Annotated in this window: 19 protein-coding genes; 9 read left to right on the forward strand and 10 right to left on the reverse strand. The window is 69.8% G+C overall.

Annotated elements, in window-relative coordinates; genetic code table 11:
* Nucleotides 1-8 precede the first annotated feature (8 nt).
* The 7 genes from OHA73_RS12600 to OHA73_RS12630 all read right to left on the reverse strand — a co-directional run bounded on the left by OHA73_RS12600 (nucleotide 9) and on the right by OHA73_RS12630 (nucleotide 7697).
* Complete coding sequence (locus OHA73_RS12600; RefSeq protein WP_443063064.1) at nucleotides 9-932, reverse strand: carbohydrate ABC transporter permease; 924 nt, start codon at nucleotides 930-932, stop codon at nucleotides 9-11.
* A complete protein-coding gene (locus tag OHA73_RS12605) occupies nucleotides 929-1870 on the reverse strand; it encodes a carbohydrate ABC transporter permease (RefSeq protein WP_266720981.1) in 942 nt (313 codons plus the stop codon). The genes OHA73_RS12600 and OHA73_RS12605 overlap by 4 nt, the downstream gene beginning before the upstream one ends.
* Nucleotides 1871-2011: 141 nt before the next feature.
* Nucleotides 2012-3766, reverse strand: coding sequence for an L-arabinonate dehydratase (gene araD, locus OHA73_RS12610; RefSeq protein WP_327655085.1), 1755 nt, complete (start codon nucleotides 3764-3766; stop codon nucleotides 2012-2014).
* Nucleotides 3763-4719: a dihydrodipicolinate synthase family protein gene (locus OHA73_RS12615; RefSeq protein WP_327655086.1), complete on the reverse strand. Its 957-nt coding sequence runs from the start codon at nucleotides 4717-4719 to the stop codon at nucleotides 3763-3765. The genes araD and OHA73_RS12615 overlap by 4 nt, the downstream gene beginning before the upstream one ends.
* On the reverse strand, nucleotides 4716-5387 hold the full coding sequence (locus OHA73_RS12620) for a GntR family transcriptional regulator (protein WP_266720975.1): 672 nt from the start codon (nucleotides 5385-5387) through the stop codon (nucleotides 4716-4718). Before OHA73_RS12620 ends, OHA73_RS12615 begins: the two co-directional genes overlap by 4 nt.
* A gap of 208 nt (nucleotides 5388-5595) precedes the next feature.
* The gene (locus OHA73_RS12625; RefSeq protein WP_327655087.1) at nucleotides 5596-6756 is read right to left on the reverse strand and encodes a hypothetical protein; all 1161 of its coding nucleotides are present in this window, start codon (nucleotides 6754-6756) and stop codon (nucleotides 5596-5598) included.
* Nucleotides 6753-7697, reverse strand: coding sequence for a 5-dehydro-4-deoxyglucarate dehydratase (locus OHA73_RS12630; RefSeq protein WP_327655088.1), 945 nt, complete (start codon nucleotides 7695-7697; stop codon nucleotides 6753-6755). The genes OHA73_RS12625 and OHA73_RS12630 overlap by 4 nt, the downstream gene beginning before the upstream one ends.
* A gap of 222 nt (nucleotides 7698-7919) precedes the next feature.
* Here OHA73_RS12630 and OHA73_RS12635 point away from each other — a divergent pair, with 222 nt between their 5' ends.
* The 6 genes from OHA73_RS12635 (at nucleotide 7920) to OHA73_RS12660 (ending at nucleotide 14091) form a co-directional block, all read left to right on the forward strand.
* Nucleotides 7920-8765, forward strand: coding sequence for an NAD-dependent epimerase/dehydratase family protein (locus OHA73_RS12635; protein WP_327655089.1), 846 nt, complete (start codon nucleotides 7920-7922; stop codon nucleotides 8763-8765).
* 278 nt (nucleotides 8766-9043) lie between these two features.
* On the forward strand, nucleotides 9044-9805 hold the full coding sequence (locus OHA73_RS12640; RefSeq protein ID WP_266720966.1) for a DeoR/GlpR family DNA-binding transcription regulator: 762 nt from the start codon (nucleotides 9044-9046) through the stop codon (nucleotides 9803-9805).
* 102 nt (nucleotides 9806-9907) lie between these two features.
* Complete coding sequence (locus tag OHA73_RS12645; protein WP_267070868.1) at nucleotides 9908-11281, forward strand: ABC transporter substrate-binding protein; 1374 nt, start codon at nucleotides 9908-9910, stop codon at nucleotides 11279-11281.
* Complete coding sequence (locus OHA73_RS12650; protein WP_327655090.1) at nucleotides 11278-12213, forward strand: carbohydrate ABC transporter permease; 936 nt, start codon at nucleotides 11278-11280, stop codon at nucleotides 12211-12213. The genes OHA73_RS12645 and OHA73_RS12650 overlap by 4 nt, the downstream gene beginning before the upstream one ends.
* Nucleotides 12213-13046, forward strand: a complete 834-nt coding sequence (locus tag OHA73_RS12655; RefSeq protein WP_266720960.1) for a carbohydrate ABC transporter permease — start codon at nucleotides 12213-12215, stop codon at nucleotides 13044-13046. The genes OHA73_RS12650 and OHA73_RS12655 overlap by 1 nt, the downstream gene beginning before the upstream one ends.
* A 55-nt stretch (nucleotides 13047-13101) precedes the next feature.
* A complete protein-coding gene (locus OHA73_RS12660; RefSeq protein WP_327655091.1) occupies nucleotides 13102-14091 on the forward strand; it encodes a zinc-dependent alcohol dehydrogenase family protein in 990 nt (329 codons plus the stop codon).
* A gap of 55 nt (nucleotides 14092-14146) precedes the next feature.
* On the opposite strand, the gene OHA73_RS12665 is transcribed toward OHA73_RS12660, so the two are convergent.
* Nucleotides 14147-15073, reverse strand: coding sequence for a PRC and DUF2382 domain-containing protein (locus tag OHA73_RS12665; protein WP_266720956.1), 927 nt, complete (start codon nucleotides 15071-15073; stop codon nucleotides 14147-14149).
* Nucleotides 15074-15315: 242 nt separating this feature from the next.
* Complete coding sequence (locus tag OHA73_RS12670; protein WP_327658455.1) at nucleotides 15316-16548, reverse strand: TerD family protein; 1233 nt, start codon at nucleotides 16546-16548, stop codon at nucleotides 15316-15318.
* Between the two features lie 145 nt (nucleotides 16549-16693).
* Here OHA73_RS12670 and OHA73_RS12675 point away from each other — a divergent pair, with 145 nt between their 5' ends.
* The gene (locus OHA73_RS12675) at nucleotides 16694-18187 is read left to right on the forward strand and encodes an amino acid permease (protein ID WP_266725556.1); all 1494 of its coding nucleotides are present in this window, start codon (nucleotides 16694-16696) and stop codon (nucleotides 18185-18187) included.
* Between the two features lie 4 nt (nucleotides 18188-18191).
* Here the strand turns inward: OHA73_RS12675 and OHA73_RS12680 are convergent, their stop codons facing one another.
* The gene (locus tag OHA73_RS12680; RefSeq protein ID WP_327655092.1) at nucleotides 18192-19631 is read right to left on the reverse strand and encodes an alkaline phosphatase PhoX; all 1440 of its coding nucleotides are present in this window, start codon (nucleotides 19629-19631) and stop codon (nucleotides 18192-18194) included.
* Between the two features lie 116 nt (nucleotides 19632-19747).
* On the opposite strand from OHA73_RS12680, the gene OHA73_RS12685 reads away from it, so the two are divergent.
* Both OHA73_RS12685 and OHA73_RS12690 read left to right on the forward strand, forming a co-directional pair.
* Complete coding sequence (locus OHA73_RS12685) at nucleotides 19748-20521, forward strand: SDR family NAD(P)-dependent oxidoreductase (protein WP_267070864.1); 774 nt, start codon at nucleotides 19748-19750, stop codon at nucleotides 20519-20521.
* 149 nt (nucleotides 20522-20670) lie between these two features.
* The gene (locus OHA73_RS12690; RefSeq protein WP_266720952.1) at nucleotides 20671-20910 is read left to right on the forward strand and encodes a hypothetical protein; all 240 of its coding nucleotides are present in this window, start codon (nucleotides 20671-20673) and stop codon (nucleotides 20908-20910) included.

Genomic DNA, 20910 nt, shown 5'->3' on the forward strand with positions numbered 1-20910 from the left:
AGTGCTTGTCATCCCTTCACCGCCCCCGCGCTGAACCCCGTGACGAGCCATTTCTGAATGAATGCGAAAACGATCACGACGGGCAGCGCGGCCACGACGCCGCCGGCGGCGAGCGCGCCCAGGTCGACGGAGTCGGCGCCCATGAGCGTGGCGAGGCCGACCGGGATCGTCTGCTTGTCCTGGTTGGAGAGGAACATGAGGGCGAACAGGAAGTGGTTCCAGCTGTGCACGAAGGCGAAGGAACCGACCGCGATCAGCCCAGGTCGCAGAAGCGGGAGGACGACGGCGCAGAAGGCGCGGAAGCGTCCGCAGCCGTCGACCCAGGCGGCCTCTTCGAGCGTGTACGGCACGTTCTTGATGAAGCCGCTGATGAGGATCATCGTGAGCGGCAGCTGGAAGACGGTCTCGGCGATGATGACGCTGCCGAGCGAGTTGATCAGCCGCAGGTTGGCGAAGATCTGGAACAGCGGGACCAGCATCAGGGCGCCCGGAATGAACTGCGAGCACAGCAGCGCGAGCATGAAGCCCTGCTTGATCCGGAACTTGAAGCGGGCGAGCGCGTAGCCGCCGGCCAGCGCCACCACCGTCGTCATCAGCATCGAGGCGAGGCCGACGAGCAGGCTGTTCTGGAAGAAGATCGCGAACGACCGCTCGTTCCACACCTTGTCGAAGTGCTCGAAGGTGAGCGGCCACGGCACGAGGGACGTGGATCCGGCGGGCCGGAACGCGAACAGCAGCATCCAGTAGAACGGGATGAGCGTGAAGAGGAGATAGACGCCGAGCGGGACATAGATCTGCCAGCGCGGCACGTCCTCCCAGGAGGGCCCGCGGTCCTTCTTGGAGGGGCGGAGGGCGGCGCGGTGCCTGCCGCCGCCCGTCGTGGTGGCGGGCGCGGTCGTGGTGGCGGTCAATTCGGCTTCCTTGACGGTCACTTGTCCTCGCCCCCGAACTTGCTCAGGCGGAGATAGATCATCGAGCAGAACAGGAGGATCACGAAGGCGATGGACGTCAGCGCGGACGCGTAGCCGAAGTCGTGGCTGTCGACGGCGATGGAGGCGATGCGCAGCGGCAGAGTGGTCGTCTCACCCGCGGGTCCGCCGCCGGTGAGGGTGTAGAGCAGGTCGACGTTGTTGAACTCCCACACCGCGCGCAGCAGCGTGGACAGGATGATCGCGTCCTTGAGGTGCGGCAGCGTGATGTGGAAGAACTGGCGGAGCCGGCTCGCCCCGTCGACCTCGGCGGCCTCGTACAGGTCCTTCGACACGGACTGCAGGTCGGCGAGGATGAGGATCGCGAAGAAGGGGACGCCGCGCCAGAGTTCGGCGGTGACGACGGCGGGGAAGACGGTCGCGGTGTCCGAGAGCCATGAGGTCCCGTACGTTCCGATGCCCATGTCCGCGAGATAACGCGTGATGCCCGTCTGGGAGTTGTAGAGCAGCATCCAGACGGCGGAGGTCAGCACGCCGGAGACGGCCCACGGCGAGAAGACGAGCGCGCGGGCCATGCCGCGGCCGACGAACGTCTGGTTGACCACGAGCGCGAGCCCGAGGCCGAGCAGTAGTTGCAGCACCACCTGGACGACGACCCATTGGAGGCTGAAGCCCAATGTCCGCCAGAAGTCCGGGTCGTTGGTGAACGCGGTGACGAAGTTGTCGAGTCCCGCGAACCCGTTGCGCCACGGCTTGGTCGGGTTGAAGTGCTGCACGCTGTAGTAGAAGACGCTGATGACGGGATACGCGATGAAGCCCAGCATCAGCAGCCCGGCGGGCGCGATCAGCAGATAAGGGAGCCTGCGCGGGGTGGCTGACTTGCGGCGCCGGGGCGGCGAGGCGCCCCCCGGTGCTTTGGCCACGGCTGCGGCTTGGGCCATGACGGGAACTCCGTTCTCGGTGGCTCAGGTCGGTGCTTCGTTGGTTCTCTTGCTTTTCTTGCTTCTTCGCAGGCCGTAGAAAGCGCTTGCACGGCCCACACATCGAAGCGCTTCGCAAACGATGTTCGAGGTGTCGGTGACTCAGCTCGCGTACGGGTCCGCAACCGTGCCGGGCCCCGCCAGGAAGGCGAAGTCGCAGCCGGTGTCGGCCTGGGTGATCTGCTCGTTGTAGAGCACGCCGTAGCCGCGCTCGTGACGCTCGACGGGCGGCGTCCAGTCGCTCCTGCGGCGCTCCAACTCGTCGTTGCTCACGTCGAGTTGAAGAGAGCGAGCGGCGACGTCGAGCGTGATGGTGTCCCCGCTGCGGACCAGCGCGAGCGGTCCGCCGACGTGCGACTCGGGGGCGATGTGCAGGACACACGCCCCGTAACTCGTGCCGCTCATCCTGGCGTCGGAGAGCCGCACCATGTCGCGCACGCCCTGCTTGAGCAGATGGTCGGGGATGGGCAGCATCCCGTACTCGGGCATGCCGGGCCCGCCCTTGGGTCCCGAGCCGCGCAGCACCAGGACGCTGTCGGCGGTGATGCCCAACTCCGGGTCGTTGATGGTGCGTTGCATGGTCTTGTAGTCGTCGAAGACCACGGCCGTGCCGGTGTGCTTGAGCAGCCGCGGCTCGGCGGCGATGTGCTTGATGACGGCGCCGTCGGGGCAGAGGTTGCCGCGCAGGACAGCGACGCCGCCCTCGGCCGCGACCGGGTTCGTACGGGTGCGGATCACGTCGTCGTTGTGGACCTCGACGCCCACCACTTGCTCACCCAACCGCCCGTTGACCGTGGGTCGTTCGAGGTGCAGAAGGTCGGTGATCCGGGAGAGGAACGCGGGCAGGCCACCGGCGAAGTAGAAGTCCTCCATCAGATACGTCTGTCCGCCCGGCCGCACGTTCGCGAGCACGGGAACGGTGCGCGCGACGCGGTCGAAGTCGTCGAGGCTCAGCGGCACTCCGGCCCGCCCGGCCATGGCGATGAGGTGGATGACGGCGTTGGTGGAGCCGCCGAGCCCGAGCACCGTGGTGACGGCGTCCTCGAAGGCCTCGGGAGTGAGGATCTCGGAGGGCCTGAGCGCGGTCCAGGCGAGGTCGACGGCGCGCCGCCCGGAGGCCGCGGCCATCCGCTCGTGCGCGGAGTCGACGGCCGGGATCGAGGAGGCGCCCGGCAGCGTCATGCCGAGGACCTCGGCCGCCGCGGTCATGGTGGACGCGGTCCCCATGGTCATGCAGTGGCCGGGCGACCTCGCCAACCCGCCCTGGAGTTCCCGCAGTTCGCAGTCGGTGAGGTTGCCCGCGCGGTGCTCGTCCCAGTACTTCCACATGTCGGTGCCGGAGCCGAGGGTCTCGCCGCGCCAGTGACCAGGCAGCATCGGCCCGGCCGGCACGAAGATCGCCGGCACGTCGGCGGACGCCGCGCCCATGAGCAGGGCGGGGGTCGACTTGTCGCAGCCGCCGAGCAGCACCGCCGCGTCGACCGGGTAGGAGCGCAGCAGCTCCTCGGTCTCCATGGCGAGCAGGTTGCGGTAGAGCATCGGGGTCGGCTTCTGGTACGTCTCCGAGAGCGTGGAGACGGGGAATTCGAGCGGGAAGCCGCCCGCCTGCCACACGCCCCGCTTCACGGCCTCCGCCCGCTCCCGCAGGTGTACGTGGCAGGGGTTGATGTCGGACCAGGTGTTGAGGACGGCGACGACGGGGCGGCCCTCGTACTCCTCGCCCTCGTAGCCGAGTTGGCGCATCCGGGCGTTGTGCGACCAGGTGCGCAGCTGCCCCTCGGTGCCGTACCACTGGTGGGAGCGGAGCTGTTCGGGGCTCAGCCTCCGGTTGTCGGACCCTCTCCGGTCGGTACTCATATGGACCACCCCGCGGCGATCTCGGCGACCTCGGCGCGCGCCGCCTCCGGCAGCTCCTTGCTCGGCGGACGGACGTCGCGGCGGCACAGGCCGAGGGAGGCCAGGGCCTCCTTGACGACGGTGACGTTGTTGGCGGAGGCGTCGGCGCCGCGCAGTTCCTCGAAGCGGCGGATCTGCTCCCACACCTTCATGGCGGCGGCATAGTCGCCCGATCGAAGCGCTTCGATCATCGACAGCGAGACGCTCGGCGCGACATTCACGAGCCCCGAGGTGAAACCGGTGGCGCCCGCGGAGAAGTAGGAGGGCGCGTACGGCTCGGCGAGCCCGGCCACCCAGACGAACCGGTCGAGGCCCGCGTCCCGGGCGAAGCCGGCGAAGCGCGAGGCGTCCGGCACCGCGTACTTCACGCCGATCACGTTCGGGCAGGCCGCGCCGAGTTCGGCGAGCCGGGCGCCGGGGAGCGCCGCGTTCCTGAGGTACGGGACGACGCCGAGCTCGGGCACGGCCCGCGCGATCGCCCGGTGGTAGTCGACCCAGCCGACCTCGGAGACGTACGGGTGCACGGGCTGGTGGACCATCACCATGTGGGCGCCGTGCTCACGGGCGTGCCGGGCGGCCTCGATCGCGGTCGGCACGTCGTGCCCGACGCCGACCAGGACAACGCCCCGCTCCCCCACCTCGGCGAGGGTCAACTCCGTGACGAGGCGGCGCTCTTCGGGGGTGAGGGCGTAGAACTCGCCGGTGTTCCCGTTCGGAGTCAGAGTGCGCACGCCGGCGTCGAGCAGGCGCCGCAGCAGGGACCTGTACTGCACCTCGTCGACGGATCCGTCCTCGGCGAACGGGGTCACCGGGATCGCGACCACATCGGCGAGAGCGGCGCGCTGGGTCTCGAACACGGCCGGCGAGTGGGGTCTCCCCTGCTCGTACGGAGCGGAGAACGTGGGGATGGTCATGAGTGGTGCTCACCCTCTTCTTCCCGGTCCTCCCGCGCTTCGGGGAAGGCCCGTTGGACGAACGACGCGATGTGGTCACGCAGCGCGCGCGAGGCCCCCTGGGCGTCACCGGCGAGGGCGAGCTCCAGGATCTCCCGGTGCTCGGCGGCCTCCCGGTCCCACGAGGGGTCGGCGGCCCACGCCACCGCGGACACCAGGGCGGCCTGGTCGCGGACCTCGTCGAGCATCCTGCCGAGCAGCGGGTTGCCGCACGGGAGGTACAGGGCGCGGTGGAACTCCCGGTTGGCGAGCGAGCGTTGGGCCGTGTCGCTCGCGGTGGCGGCGCTGTGCAGCGCGTCGCGGGCGGCGTCGAGGGAGGCGCGGCGGCACACGGTGCGGCGCAGCGCCTCCGGCTCGAGCAGCAGCCGCACGTCGTAGACCTCGCGGGCCATGTCGGCGTCCACCATGCGCACCGTGACGCCCTTGTACTGGCTCATCACGACGAGTCCGGTCCCGGCGAGGGTCTTGAGCGCCTCGCGCACCGGGGTCTTGGAGACCCCGAACTGGGCGGCGACATCGGTCTCCACCAGGGCCTGGCCGGGTCGCAGCCGCCCCGTCAGGATGCGGTGCTTGATCTCCTCCAGGACGTACTGGGTACGGGAGGGGATCGGCGTGGGCACAGAGGTCATGCGGGCCTCTCGTATGGCGTATCGCGTCTCATATATGACGTACGAAGTACGACGCGTTGAAGCTAGAAGCACGGCCCTGTTTCGTCAACGCTTCCGACGAAAGAAGTTCACACAACTTCCATGAATCTTGCGGAAGTTGATCCTCCGCCGCGCTTCGCCGCCGAATGCCTGCCGCCGACCGCCTGCCACTACCGGCCGCCACCGCCCGTCAGAGCCCCGCGAGCGCCCCTGCCACCGCTTCCAGGTCCCCGTCCGACGCGAGCCCCGCGTGGTACAGCCGCAGCTGCGTCGCACCCAGGTCGCGCGCGGCCCGGACGTCCTCCGCGAGCGTGTCCGGGCTGCCGCCCATGCCGCGTACGACGGTGAAGTTCGCTGCGACGACGCCCCTGCCCTGCTCCGCGAACGGGCGCACCAGGCCCGCGCCGCCCGTGCAGGGCACGACGACGCCGTCGGCGACGGAGAGGATGTGCTCCGGGTCGACGCCGGCGTTGGCGCCGCAGTGGTACGAGACCGGGTCGGCGTGCAGCAGCACCTGGAAGTCTGCGGGGGCCGCGGCCCGTACCGCCGCCACGGCCGCTTCCTGGAGGGTGCGGGCCGTGGTGTCGCGGTACGCGCGCGTGGCGGCCGCGGTCTCGGCGCCGAGCAGCTTCTCGACCGTCGCCCAGCCGTCGTCCGTCACCCTCCCCCGCCATACGGGATCCAGGGCCGACCGAACGGACACCGCCAATTGCTCGGGATCCAGGCCGTGTTGCCCGTAGCCCTCGCGGCAGGATTCGCAGAAGCACAGCGACATCAGGTACTGCCCGGCCTCGCCGAGACCGACGCCGCCGATCTTGTCGTGGGCGTGCAGATGCGCGAGGCCGTACCAGCCGAGCGATTCGAGTTCGGTGCCGCGCGCGCCGGGGCGCGTCGCCGCCTCCGCCGCCAGGTCGACGAGGTACACGCGCGTGGCGGGCTGCGCGATGCACGGCGCCCACGGGTAGCGGTCTCCGTAGGCGTTGACGACGGAGGTGCCCGGATGCTCGGCGCCCATCCGGGAGTTGTGGGCGAGCACGACCCATGTGTGGACGTCGAGACCGGCGCCCGCGAGGGCCTCGGCAGCCTCTCCGTAGGCGTCGCCGGGGGCCCAGTCTCCGGCCTCGTGCGGCGCCAACTCCCGCCTTTGCCAGCGCTGTTGGTCGACGGGGTACAGCACGGCCGCGTGCTCCGCCGTCACGATGCGGTGGCGCGGATGGCGGGGCGTCAGCGCGCGCGTGGAGTGGTACGCGGCGGCGAGGGTGACCTGCTGGACGCCGAGGTCGGCGATGCGGCGGGCGGCGTCCGGGTCGCCGTTGACGTCCCAGGGGTAGACGAAGGTGGATGTCCTCATGCGTCGGCTCCTTCCACCAACTTGGCGCCCTGCTCGATGAGTTCGACGAGCCGCTCGATGTGTTCCGCGCGCGGCTCGTGCAGCGGCGGCCGCACCCCGCCGACATCGAGTCCGCTGAGCCGTACACCCGCCTTCACGAGGGAGACCGCGTACCCCCGCCCCTGGTTGCGGAGTTCGACGAGGGGCCGGTAGAAGCCGTCGATGAGCCGGTTGACCGTGCTGTCGTCGCCCGCGTTCAGCGCCTTGTGGAAGGCCTGCGCGAGCTCGGGCGCGAAGGCGAAGGCGGCGGAGGAGTAGAGGGTGACGCCGATGCCGCGGTAGGCGAGGCCGGTGAGTTCGGCGGTGGGCAGACCGTTGAAGTAGAGGAACTCCGGCGCCCCCTCCGTCCGTACGGCGCTCACGATCCGCTGCATCAGGTCCAGGTCGCCGAGCCCGTCCTTGAGCCCGATCACCTTCGGGTGGCGGGAGAGCGCGACGACGGTCTCCGGGGTGAAGACCGCGTTGTCGCGCTGGTAGACGATGGTGTCGAGGGAGGTCGCGTCGGCCAGCTCGGTGTAGTGCCGCAGCAGCCCCTCCTGTCCTGCGACGACGAGATACGGCGGCATCGCCAACAGGCCGTCCGCGCCCGCCCGTTCGGCCGCGCGCGCGTACCGGACCGCGAGTGCGGTGCCGTATCCGGCGCCCGCGACGACGGGTACCCGGCCCGCCGTCGCCTCGACCGCGGCCGCGACGCAGTCCTCGAACTCCTCGGGCGTGAGGGCGTGGAACTCCCCGGTGCCGCAGCAGGCGAACACGGCGGCGGCCCCGGCCTCGACGCCGCGCCGGACATGGGTGCGGTAGGTGTCGAGGTCCACGGCCCCGTCGGACCCGTAGGCGGTGACGGGGAAGAACAGCGGCCCGCTGGGAATGCTGAGGCGAGCGGCGAGAGGGGCTGAGGTCACGAGCTCTCCCTGAGCGCACACATCGCACGATGTGCACATTTGTGATCCGCGTTTACATTTCTGAACAACACCACGGTAGGACGCCCTTCAGGGGCCGGTCAAGCACACAAAAGACGCGAACTCACAAGGTACGCACGCCTCTTGACTGGCACTGCAGGGCTTCATAGCGTTGTCCCGCATCCATGAATGTGAATGCCGCTCACGCAACCGGAGATCACACGCATGCCAGTCCCTTCCCGTTCCCGCACCATCCTGCTCACCGGCGCGGCCGGCGGACTCGGCACCCTGATGCGGGAGCTGCTGCCCCAGTACGGCTACGAGCTTCGCCTGCTCGACGTGCGCCCCGTCGAGGACGCGCCCGACGCGATCGTCGCCGACCTCAACGACACGGACGCGCTGCGCGAGGCGGTGCGCGGCGTCGACGGCGTGCTGCACCTCGCCGGGATCAGCCTGGAGTCGACGTTCGAGAAGATCCTCGACTCGAACATCAAGGGCACGTACCACCTCTACGAGGCCGTGCGGGAAGAGGCCGCGTCCCGCGAGGACGGCACGGCCCCGCGCATCGTCTTCGCCTCCTCCAACCACGCGATCGGCTACACGCCGCGCCCGCACGTGGAGGACGGCGCGCCGCTGGTCCCGGTCGAGACGCTGCGCCGCCCCGACACGTACTACGGCCTGTCGAAGTCGTTCGGCGAGGACCTCGCCCAGTTCTACTGGGACCAGCACGGCATCGAGACCGTCTCCGTGCGCATCGGCTCCTGCTTCAAGGAGCCCACGGACGTCCGCATGATGTCGGTGTGGATGAGCCCCGCGGACGGCGCCCGCCTCTTCGACGCGGCACTGACCGCCGAGAAGGTCGGCCACACCGTCGCCTACGGCTCGTCCGCCAACACCCGCCTGTGGTGGGACCTTTCGAGCGCCCGCGCCCTCGGCTACGAGCCGCAGGACAACTCGGAGGCGTACGCGGAGAAGCTGCTGGCCGAATACGGCCCGCTCAGCGACGACAACCCGGCGCACCAGTACATGGGCGGCCGCTTCGTCAACGACCCGCCGATCTGGCCCTACTGAGCACGACGGAGCACGACTGAGCACGGCACTTCCAGGCGGGCGGGCACCGAACGGGCCCGCCCGCCGCCTTGTTCGGGCATCCGCCCCGCCCGAACCCACATGATCCCCCGCTCCCCCGCAGGTCCGCGCCGGACCGCGCGCCCCGCGAAACGGGCAGGAACGGGCGGCATCGGGCCCGCTAGGGGCCTGTTCACCTCGGTGTACCCCCGGTACAACTTCCGGTACGGGTCCTTCCGGGCCCGAACGGGCAGTGTCGGGTACGGAGGAGGTCGGCGGGCATGAGCGCGGAGGAACGACAGCGTGAGATCGTGCGGGCGGCGCGGCACTCCGGCTCCGTCGACGTCACGGAGCTCGCGGCCGCACTCGGTGTCGCGAAGGAGACCGTGCGCCGGGACCTGCGGGCCCTGGAGGACCACGGCCTGGTGCGGCGCACGCACGGCGGGGCGTATCCGGTGGAGAGCGCCGGGTTCGAGACGACGCTGGCGTTCCGCACGACGATGCACGTGCCGGAGAAGCGGCGGATCGCGGCGGCCGCCGCGGATCTGCTCGGCGACGCCGAGACGGTCTTCGTCGACGAGGGTTTCACGCCGCAGCTGATCGCCGAAGCGCTGCCGCGCGAGCGGCCGTTGACCGTCGTCACCGCCTCCCTCGCGACCGCGGGCGCGCTCGCCGAGAACGACAACACGACCGTGCTGCTGCTCGGCGGCCGGGTCCGCGCGGGCACGCTCGCGACCGTGGACCACTGGACGTCGAAGATGCTCGCCGGCTTCGTCGTCGACCTCGCCTACATCGGCGCCAACGGCATCTCCCGCGACCACGGCCTGACCACCCCCGACCCGGCCGTCAGCGAGGTGAAATCGCAGGCCGTCCGGGCGGCGCGGCGCACCGTCTTCACGGGCGTGCACACCAAGTTCGGCGCGACCAGCTTCTGCCGCTTCGCCCCGGTGGGCGCCCTGGAGACGATCGTCACCAGCACCCAGCTGCCCGCGTCCGAGGCCCACCGCTACTCACTGATGGGGCCTCAGGTCATCCGCGTCTGATCCACCCACGACTCCACCGGCACGGGGGCGGGTTCCGCACACCCGTCGACGTACCGCTTCATCCCGGTAAATCCCCTCCATCCCTTACGTCCAGGAGCATCGATGCGAACCCAGAGCCGACGCAGGCCACCAGGCCCCCTGCTCGTGATGGCCGCCGCAGGGACGCTGCTCACCCCCCTCCTGTCCGGCTGCTGGGCCGGCGCCGGCGGGCTCGGCACGGGCGGTGACTCCCTCAACGTCCTGATGGTCAACAACCCGCAGATGGTCGAGTTGCAGAAGCTCACCGCCCGCCATTTCACGCGGGAGACCGGCATCAAGGTGAACTTCACGGTGCTGCCGGAGAACGACGTCCGCGACAAGATCAGCCAGGACTTCGCCAATCAGGCGGGCCAGTACGACGTCGCGACCCTCTCCAACTACGAGATCCCGATCTACGCCCGCAACGGCTGGCTGCGCTCGCTCGGCCCGTACGTCGGCAAGGACAAGGGCTTCGACCAGAAGGACATCCTCGCCCCCATGCGCGAGTCCCTCACCGGCGACGACGGGAAGCTGTATGGCGAACCGTTCTACGGCGAGTCGTCCTTCCTGATGTACCGCAAGGACGTCTTCGCCAAGAAGGGCCTGAAGATGCCGGAGCACCCGACCTGGCAGCAGGTCGCGGACCTCTCGGCGAAGGTCGACGGCGCCGAGAAGGGCATGAAAGGCATCTGCCTGCGCGGGCTGCCCGGCTGGGGCGAGTCGATGGCGCCGCTGACCACCGTCGTGAACACCTTCGGCGGCACCTGGTTCGACAAGGACTGGAAGGCGCGCCTCGACGACAAGGGCTTCAAGGACGCCACCAAGTTCTACGTCGATCTTGTCCGCAAGCACGGTGAGTCCGGCGCCGCCCAGGCCGGCTTCGCCGAGTGCCTCAACAACCTCACCCAGGGCAAGACCGCCATGTGGTACGACGCGACCTCCGCGGCGGGCTCCCTCGAAGCGTCCAAGTCACCGGTCAAGGGCAAGATCGGATACGTGGCGGCGCCCGTCGAGAAGACGAAGTCGAGCGGCTGGCTCTACACCTGGGCCTGGGGCCTCCAGAAGGCCTCCCCCAACCCCGACAAGGCCTGGAAGTTCATCTCCTGGGCGTCCGGCAAGGAGTACGAGAAGCTCGTCGGCGAGAAGTTCGGCTGGGCCAACGTGCCCGCGGGCAAGCGCGCCTCCACGTACGAGATCCCGCAGTACCGCAAGGAGGCGGCCCCCTTCCAGGCCCAGACGCAGGCCGCCATCGAGGGCGCCCGGCCGCGCGACCCGGGCGTGCAGCCGCGGCCCGCGCCCGGCATCCAGTTCGTCGGCATCCCCGAGTTCACCGACCTCGGCACCAAGGTCTCGCAGGAGATCAGCGCGGCCGTAGCCGGACGCCAGTCGGTCGATTCGGCCCTGGCCAAGTCCCAGAAGCTCGCCGCCGAGATCGCGAAGGAGTACGAGGGCCGATGACCACGACCACCGCTCCGGCACCTCGCGCCACCCACGCGCCGGTCGCCCCGAACACCCCGAGCAAGCTGCGCGCGTGGGCGACCCGCGCGCCGCTGCTCCCCGCCCTGGTCTTCATGGTCGTGGTCACCCAACTCCCCTTCGTGGCGACGCTCGTGATCTCGTTCTTCGACTGGAACGCGCTGTACCCGGACGCCCGCGAGTTCACCGGACTCGGCAACTACTCCGAGGTCCTCACCGACCCTGACCTGCGCAAGTCCGTCCTGACCACGATCGTCCTGACGGTGTCGGTGGTCGTGGCGAGCCTGGTGCTCGGGCTGTGCCTCGCGCTGCTGCTCGACCGGCGGTTCAAGGGCCGCGGCCTGGTCCGTACGCTGCTGATCGCGCCGTTCCTGATCGTCCCGGTCGCCGCGGCCCTGCTGTGGAAGCACGTCCTCTACAACCCCGAATACGGGCTGCTCAACGGCCTGTTGCACTACGTGGGCGGCCCCCAGCCCGACTGGATCTCGAACACCCCGCTGCTCGCGGTGGAGCTCTCCCTCGTCTGGCAGTGGACGCCGTTCATGATGCTGATCCTGCTCGCGGGGCTCCAGTCGCGCTCCGCCGAGCAGATCGAGGCCGCCCGCGTGGACGGCGCGGGTCCGTGGCAGATCTTCCGCCATCTCACGCTGCCGCATCTGCGCAGGTACCTGGAGCTGGGCGCGCTGCTCGGTTCGATCTACATCGTGCAGAACTTCGACGCCGTCTTCACCATCACGTCCGGCGGCCTCGGCACGGCCAACCTGCCGTACACCGTCTACCAGTCCTTCTACCAGGCCCACGAGAACGGTCTCGCCTCGGCGGCCGGCGTCCTGGTCGTCATCGGCTCGATCATCATCGCGACGTTCGCGCTGCGCGTCGTGTCGTCGCTGTTCCGTGAGGAGGTGTCACGCTGATGACGTTCTCAACTTTCCTGCGCGGCAAGGGACTTGGGCTGCTCGCCTGGCTGGCCGGCATCCTCTTCTTCCTGCCGATCGCCTGGATGGCACTGACGTCCTTCCACTCGGAGTCGGACGCGGCCACCAACCCGCCCTCCTTCGCCGCCTCGCTCACCCTCGACGGCTACCGCGACTTCTTCGGCGCGGACGGCGGCGCGAGCCCCTGGCCCGCGCTCATCAACTCGACGGTGGCCTCGCTCGTCGCGACGGCGCTCGTGCTGGTGCTCGCGCTCCCGGCGGCGTACGCGCTGTCGATCCGCCGGGTCCGCAAGTGGACCGACGTCCTGTTCTTCTTCCTCTCCACGAAGATGCTGCCGGTGGTGGCGGGCCTGCTCCCGATCTACCTCTTCGCGAAGAACACCGGCTTCCTCGACAACATCTGGCTCCTGGTCATCCTCTATACGTCGATGAACCTGCCGATCGCGGTGTGGATGATGCAGTCGTTCCTGGCGGAGGTGCCGGTCGCGGTGATCGAAGCGGCGCAGATCGACGGGGCGCGCCTGCCGACGGTCCTGACGCGGGTGGTGGCGCCGATCGCCCTGCCTGGCATCGCGGCGACGGCCCTGATCTGCTTCATCTTCTCCTGGAACGAACTCCTCTTCGCGCGGGTGCTGACCGGCGTCGTCGCCCAGACCGCACCCGTCTTCCTGACCGGCTTCATCACCAGCCAGGGCCTGTTCCTGGCGAAGGTGTGCGCCGCGTCCCTCGTGATCTCCCTGCCGGTGCTCGCGGCAGGGTTCGCCGCCCAGGACAAGCTCGTCCAGGGCCTGTCCCTCGGAGCGGTGAAGTGAGCGGGGGATCGAGCGGGGGATCGAACAACATCCGTACGTGTCTTGGAGGTTGCACATGAAGGCCGCGATCGTCGAATCGGTGGGCAAGGTCGTCGTCGGCGAGGTGCCGGACCCGACACCGGGCCCCCGCGACGTGATCGTCGAGGTCGCCGCCTGCGGGCTCTGCGGCACCGATCTGCACATCCTGCAGGGCGAGTTCGCCCCCACGCTGCCGGTGGTGCCGGGCCACGAGTTCGCGGGCACGATCGCCGAAGTGGGGCGTGATGTCACTGAGTTGAGGGTGGGCGACCGGGTGGCCGTCGACCCCTCCCTGCACTGTCACGAGTGCCGCTATTGCCGGGCCGGGCGGGGCAATCTGTGCGAGCGGTGGGCGGCGATCGGGGTGTCGACGGCGGGCGGGGCCGCGCAGTACGCGGTCGCCCCTGTCGCCAACTGTGTCCCGCTCCCCGATCACGTAGAGACCCAGGACGCGGCGCTCATCGAGCCGCTTTCCTGCGCGGTGCGCGGCTACGACGTCCTGCAATCACGGCTCGGCTCGCACGTGCTGATCTACGGCTCGGGCACGATGGGCCTGATGATGCTGGAGCTGGCCAAGCGGACCGGCGCGGCGAGCGTCGACGTGGTGGACCTCAACGCGGACCGCCTCAAGACGGCCCAGCGCCTCGGTGTCTCGGCGTCGGCGGCGAACCCGGACGAGCTGGACCGCCCCACGGGCTGGGACGTCGTCATCGACGCGACCGGCAACGCGGCGGCGATCCAGGACGGCCTCGGCCGCGTCGCCAAGGCCGGCACGTTCCTCCAGTTCGGCGTGGCGGACTACGCGACGCGCGTGACGATCGACCCGTACCGCATCTACAACCAGGAGATCACCATCACCGGGTCGATGGCGGTCCTGCACAGCTACGAGCGGGCGGCGGAGCTCTTCGCGGGCGGCGTCCTGGACCCGTCCGTGTTCATCAGCGACCGCCTGCCGCTCGACAACTACCCGGGGGCACTGGACCAGTTCGCCTCGGGCGTGGGCCGGAAGATCGTCGTGGTGCCCTGACGCACGGCAGTGCGGGCCCGCCTCTTCGGCCGGGCCCGCCCGCTGCCTGCGGCCGTCAGTGTCGCGGTCCGCGACGGCCCTTGCCCTCACCGGGCATGCCGTCGTCCTTCGGGTTGTCGTACTCGATCTTCTCCTTGCGGACAGTGTCGGAGATCTCCTTCGTCTCCGTGACCTTCTCGGTCTCCAGCCGGACGCGCTCGACCGGGACGGTCTCCTTGCGGACGACCGCACGCTCCGCGTGCAGCGTCACCTCGGTCTCCGCCTCGCCGATCGTGGCCTTCGCGCCGTCGCCCTCACGGATCGGTTCGCGCACGACGCGGACCTCTTCGTGGGACACCGGCACCGACGTGGTGACGTTCTCCGTCTCCACCGTCTTGCGCAGGTGTGCGTGGCCGACCTCCTGCTCCTCGACGCCCACGCGCAGGCGCTCCTCGGAGCGGATCATCTCGTCGGCCTTGCGGTCGCCTTCGGCGTCGGGACCGGAACGCATGGCCGGCTCCCGCGCCGCGGCACCCGCGTGCCGCCCGGCGTCCGACCGGGCACCGGCTCCGGCGCCCATGGCACCGGCCGCGCCCGCGGCGCCCGCCGTGCCTGCCGCGCCCATCCGGCCGGTGTCCGCCTGACCCGGCCGCTGGGGCTGGGTGCCGGCGGCGCCCGCGGCGGGGCGCGTCATGCCGTAGTGCGCGTACAGCTCGCTCTTCTCGTCCTCGTCGAGGTGCTGGTCGGCGTCGACCCGCGGGGCGTCCTTGACGGCTTCCTTCGTGTACCGCACGTTGAGCCGGTCACTGTCGTGCGTGGCCCCGCTCAACGGCACGAAGGTCTCCTTCATACCGAAGAGGCCGGTCTTGACCGTCACCCAGTCGGCGTTGCCGGTCCTGTCATCCAGGTAGACCCGCTCGACGCTGCCGATCTTTTCCCCAGTGCGGTCGTAGGCGGTGAGCCCGACAAGGGCATCCGGGTTGTTGATCTCGCTCTGCGTCATGCGTGATCACTCCCTTCGGGACATGGAGGCGGCTGGTGGCCGCCGCGTGGGCCATGTGCCTCAGGTCCATCCCGCGCCGGACCCGGGGAGTTCGCAACAAGGGGCTTCACTGGGCGTAGCCGTAACACCTGGTGGGAGTGCCTTTGCGGCCCCGTGCGGGGCCGCAGGGCACGGCCCGGCCGAATTCGCCGGGCGCCGCCATACGGGTGAACAGTTGATGTTCACAACAGCCCCCGCGCCTCCTACAGCGACTTCGCCGCGGGCTTCACCATCCCGCGCACCGTCCGTGACTTCACGAACTCGCCGATCGCCGTCATCTCCCACTCGCCGGAGAACTGCTTGATGAGCTTCGCCATCATCACGCCCGTCTGCGCCTCGGCGTTCGTGAGGTCGAAGCGGACCAGCTCCTCGCCGCTCGCCGCATCGATGAGGCGGCAGTACGCCTTGGCGACCTCGGTGAACTTCTGGCCCGTGAACGAGTTCACCGTGAAGACCAGGCCCGTGACCTCCTGCGGGATGCGGCCCAGGTCCACGACGATCACCTCGTCGTCACCGCCGCCCTCGCCCGTGAGGTTGTCGCCGGAGTGCTTGATCGCGCCGCCCACGATCGAGAGCTTGCCGAAGTAGCAGCTGTCGACGTGGTTGCGCTGCGGCCCGTACGCGATGACCGACGCGTCCAGGTCGATGTCCTTGCCCCGGTAGGCGGGCTCCCAGCCGAGACCCATCTTGACCTGGGAGAGCAGCGGCTTGCCGCCCTTGACCAGGGACACCGTCTGGTTCTTCTGGAGGGAGACGCGGCCCTTGTCGAGGTTGATCTTGCCGGAGCCGGGCGCCGGGGCGGGCGCGGCGGCGGCAGCGGCGGGCGCTGCGGCCGGCGCGGGCGGGGCCGTCCGCGGGTCGAGCGGCGGCGTCGTCGGCGCGGGCATCGCGGCCGGCGGGGCGGGCGGAGCCTGCGGGGCCGGAGCCGCGGCGGGGGCCGCAGGCTCCTCGACCGACACACCGAAGTCCGTGGCGATACCCGCAAGCCCGTTCGCATACCCCTGGCCCACCGCGCGTGCCTTCCACGCGCCGTTCCTCAGGTACACCTCCATGACCACCAGCGCCGTCTCCGCGCCGAGCTGGGGCGGCGTGAACGTGGCGAGGACCGAGCCGTCGTCCGCGCCGCGGATCGTGGCCGTCGGCTCCACGCCCTGGAACGACTGGCCCTCGGCGTCCGGGCTCGCGGTGACGACGATCTTCTCGATGCCCGGCGGGACGGCGGCCGTGTCCACCGTGATGGAGTCCGGGGCGCTGCCGCCGCCCGATGTGTACGTCACACCGGGCCCCGAGGGCTGGTTGTAGAAGATGAAGTCGTCGTCCGAGCGCACCTTGCCGTCGGCGGTGAGCAGCAGGCCCGATACGTCGAGCCGCACGGGCGCCGTGACGTCCACCGTCACGCGCTGCACGGCGAGCGGGATGTTCGAGCCGGGAGTCATTGCGGTCATGCCTGGGGTAACGATCGACCCCGCTTTACCGTTCCCTTACCCGGGACTTTCGCAGAGGACTTTTCTCCCTCCCGCACGCCTGCGGCGCGTAGCTGCGACGCCGGGCGGTCAATTTGCGAGAGTGCCCTTCGTGAACATGCACAAAGGCCACCAAACCGGACCGGCGGGTGAAGACCCCCATCTGGACGACCCGACCACCGCCGAGGGGGTCACCGACGCCGGTGACCTCGGGTACAGCAAGAGCCTCAAGCCCCGGCACATCAGCATGATCGCGATCGGTGGGGCGATCGGCACGGGGCTCTTCCTCGGTGCGGGCGGCAACCTCGCCAAGGCGGGACCCGCCCTCGCGTTCGCCTATGCGATCTGCGGCGTGTTCGCCTTCTTCGTGGTGCGGGCCCTGGGCGAACTGGTCGTGCACCGGCCCTCCTCCGGCTCCTTCGTGAGCTACGCACGCGAGTTCCTCGGCGAGCGGGGCGCGTTCGTGGCCGGCTGGATGTACGTACTGAACTGGTCCTCGGCCGGGATGGCGGACATCACCGCCGTCGCCCTGTACGTGCACTACTGGTCGATGTTCACGACGATCCCGCAGTGGGTGCTGGCCGCGGTCGCCCTCGCGATCGTGCTGACCATCAACCTCATCTCCGTGAAGAGCTTCGGTGAGATGGAGTTCTGGTTCGCCATCGTGAAGGTGGCGGCCCTGGTGCTGTTCCTGCTGATCGGGATCTTCTTCCTGGTGACGGGCAAGCCCGTGGACGGGAACTACGACCCCGGCATCTCGCTCATCAGCGACAACGGCGGATTCTTCCCGCTGGGCGTCATGCCGGTCGTCCTCATCACGCAGACCGTGGTCTTCGCGTACGCGGCGGTCGAGATGGTCGGTGTGACGGCAGGCGAGACCGCGGAGCCGGAGAAGGTCGTACCGAAGGCCGTGAACTCGATCATGTGGCGTGTCGGCATCTTCTACGTCGGCTCGGTCGTGATGCTGACGCTGCTGCTGCCCTGGACGGCGTACTCGGCGGGCGAGAGCCCCTTCGTGACGGTCCTGTCGAAGATCGGGGTGCCGTCGGCCGGCGGGATCATGAACCTGGTGGTGCTGACCGCCGCGATGTCCTCGCTCAACTCCGGGCTCTACACCACGGGCCGCATTCTGCGCTCGATGTCGATGGCGGGCTCCGCCCCTTCGTTCACGGCCCGGATGAGCGGCAGCCACGTCCCGTACGGCGGGATCCTGCTGACGGCGACGGTGGCGATGTTCGGGGTCGCGCTCAACGCGTGGCTGCCGGAGGACGCGTTCGCGATCGTCACGAACATCTCCTCGCTCGGCGTCATCTCCACCTGGTGCATGATCATGCTCTGTCACCTGGTGTTCGTGCGGCGTGCCCGGGAGGGCGTCGTGCACCGGCCCGCGTTCCGGCTGTGGGCCTCGCCGTGGATCGAGCTCACGACGATCGCGTTCCTGCTCGCCGTGATCGTGATGATGTGGTTCGACAAGGACGGCGCGGGCCGCAACACGGTGCTGATGCTGATCCCGATCGCGGTGTGCCTGACGATCGGCTGGTACGCGGTGCGGGGGCGGGTCCACCGGATCGCCTCCGAGCGCGAGGCGCCGCCGGTGGACCCGCTCCAGTGACCGCTCAGCGCTGACGCTTCCAGGGGCCCTTGATCGCCAGCATGATGCCGGGGTTCTGGATGTTGGCGTAGAGGGTCGAGCCGTCGGGCGAGAAGGTCACGCCCGTCATCTCGCTGTACTCCGGCTCCGTCTCGGTGCCGATGTTGAGGTCGTTGCGCGCGATCGGGTACGTACGGCCCCGCTCGGTAGCCCCGAACAGGTGCTGGATGCCCTCGCCGTCCTCGGAGATGACCAGACCGCCGTACGGGGAGACGGTGATGTTGTCCGGGCCGTCGAGGGCGCCGTCCTTCGACGGGTCCGGGTTGACGCCGAGCAGCACCTTCAGGGTGAGGGTGCGGCGCTTGGGGTCGTAGAACCAGACCTGGCCGTCGTGCGCGACGGGGCTCTCCTCGCGGGCGTACGAGGAGACGACGTAGGCGCCGCCGTCACCCCACCACATGCCCTCGAGCTTGCGGGCGCGGGTGATCTCGCCGTCCTTGAACTGCTTGCGCGTGGAGACCGACTTGGCGTCGCGGTCGGGGACGTCGACCCAGTCGACGCCGTACGTCGTGCCGAGCTTCGTGGCGCGGGACAGGTCGTCGACGAAGCGGCCGCCCGAGTCGAAGCACCGGGTCGCCTGCAGCACGCCCGCGTCGTCGGCGAGGCCGCGCAGCTTGCCGCGGCCGTGCTCGAAGCCCTTCGGCGGAACCCAGCGGTAGAGCAGGCCGTTGGGGCCGGAGGCGTCCTCGGTGAGGTAGGCGTGGCCGCGCTTGGGGTCGATGACGACGGCCTCGTGGGCGTACCGGCCGAACGCCTTGATGGGCTTGGGCGCGCGGTTGGCCCGGTGGTCCGCCGGGTCGACCTCGAAGACGTAGCCGTGGTCCTTGGTGAAGCCGTTCTTACCGGCCTTGTCCTCGGTCTCCTCGCAGGTCAGCCAGGTGTTCCACGGGGTGTGCCCGCCCGCGCAGTTGGTGGCGGTGCCCGCGATGCCGACCCACTCGGCGACCTCGCCGCCGCGGCGCACCTCGACGACGGTGCAGCCGCCGGCCGCCATCGGGTCGTAGACGAGGCCCTCGGTCAGCGGCACCGGGTGCGGCCAGTCGGCGCGGGCGCCCGCCAGCTCGTGGTTGTTGACGAGCAGCGTGGCGCCGCGCGGGCCCGCGAAGGTGGCGGTGCCGTCGTGGTTGGAGGGGGTGAACTCGCCGGACTCCAGCTTGGTCTTCCCGCAGTACGTGATGACCTTGTACGAGAAGTCCTCGGGCAGCGCGAGGATGCCGTCGGGGTCGTCGATCAGCGGGCCGTAGCCGACGCCCTTGTCCTTGCCCTTGAATACGTCGACGTCCGCGTCGTCGGTGGCCGCGAGGGCGTTCGGCGCGGTGGCCAGGGAGCCGACGGACCCGGCGAGTGCGATACCGGCGCCGGTGGCCGCGGATCGTCTGGTGAAGTCCCTGCGAGTGAGCGACATGCTGGCTGTCTCCCGTAATGATCGATGAGAGTGAACGGGCCCTGTTTTCGGCCATACGTTCTCGCTCGCGTATAAACGGCGGTTGAACACCGTCCAACGCCAAGGGGCCCACCTCCATGACTTCCGTGAATTCCGTGAACCTTCCGCCGTCCGGCCGCCGCGTCCTCGTCTCCGGGGCCTCGCGGGGCCTCGGCCGGGCCCTCGCCCGCGCCTTCGCGGCGAACGGCGACCGGGTGGCAGTGCACTACGGCTCGCGGGAGGACGAGGCGCAGGCCACGCTCGACTCGCTCGCCGGGGAGGGGCACGTCCTCGTCGGCGGCGACATCTCCGACCCCGAGGGCGCGGCGTCCGTCGCCGAGCGGGCGGCCGAGGGCCTCGGCGGCCTCGACGTCCTGGTCAACAACGCGGCCGTGAACCTGCCGCATCCGCCGGCCACCACCCCGTACGAGGAGTGGACCCGGCTGTGGCAGAGCCATGTCTCCGTGAACCTGCTCGGCACCGCGAACCTCAGTCACCTCGCCGCGCAGCGCATGATCGGGCAGGGCACGGCGGGCCGGATCGTCAACATCGGCTCGCGCGGCGCGTTCAAGGGCGAGCCCGACCACCCGGCGTACGGAGCGACGAAGGCCGCCGTGCACGCGCTCGGCCAGTCCCTCGCGGTGGCGCTCGCGCCGCACGGGATCGGGGTGGCGTCGGTGGCGCCCGGCTTCATCGAGACGGAACGGGTGGCGCACCGGCTGACCGACGAGGTGCGCGCGCAGAGCCCGTTCGGCCGTGTGGCCTCGGCCGAGGAGATCGCCGATTCCGTCCTGTGGCTCGCCTCACCGGCCGCACAGTGGGCCTCCGGCACCGTCCTCGACCTGAACGGCGCTTCGTACCTGCGTACGTGAGAATCTTCGTAAAGAAGGTCAACAGGTGCATCACGCACCCAAACCCAAGATTTCACGCAGAACGCCTTGACCGGACTGCCGTGCGGCAATAGACAGACTGGAGCAGAGAGTCTCCTGCCCGCATCACCCACCGAGGGGGTGGCGAGCCGATGGACGTACGACAGGCACGCGGCCTCCATGAGAGCCGGCTGATGAAGCTGGCCCATGTCACCGGAGTCGGGACCGGGAAGGACGAGCACTCGGGCGAGGACGTCATCGTCGTCTTCGTGACCCGCAAAGTGCCCCGCGACCGGCTCCGTGCGGAGGATGTCATCCCCACAGCACTCGACGGGGTACCGGTGCGCGTGCTCGCGATCGGCGAAGTGCGCGCGCAGGATGACGAGTTGTGA

This window comes from Streptomyces sp. NBC_00483, from assembly GCF_036013745.1.
GTDB lineage: Bacteria > Actinomycetota > Actinomycetes > Streptomycetales > Streptomycetaceae > Streptomyces.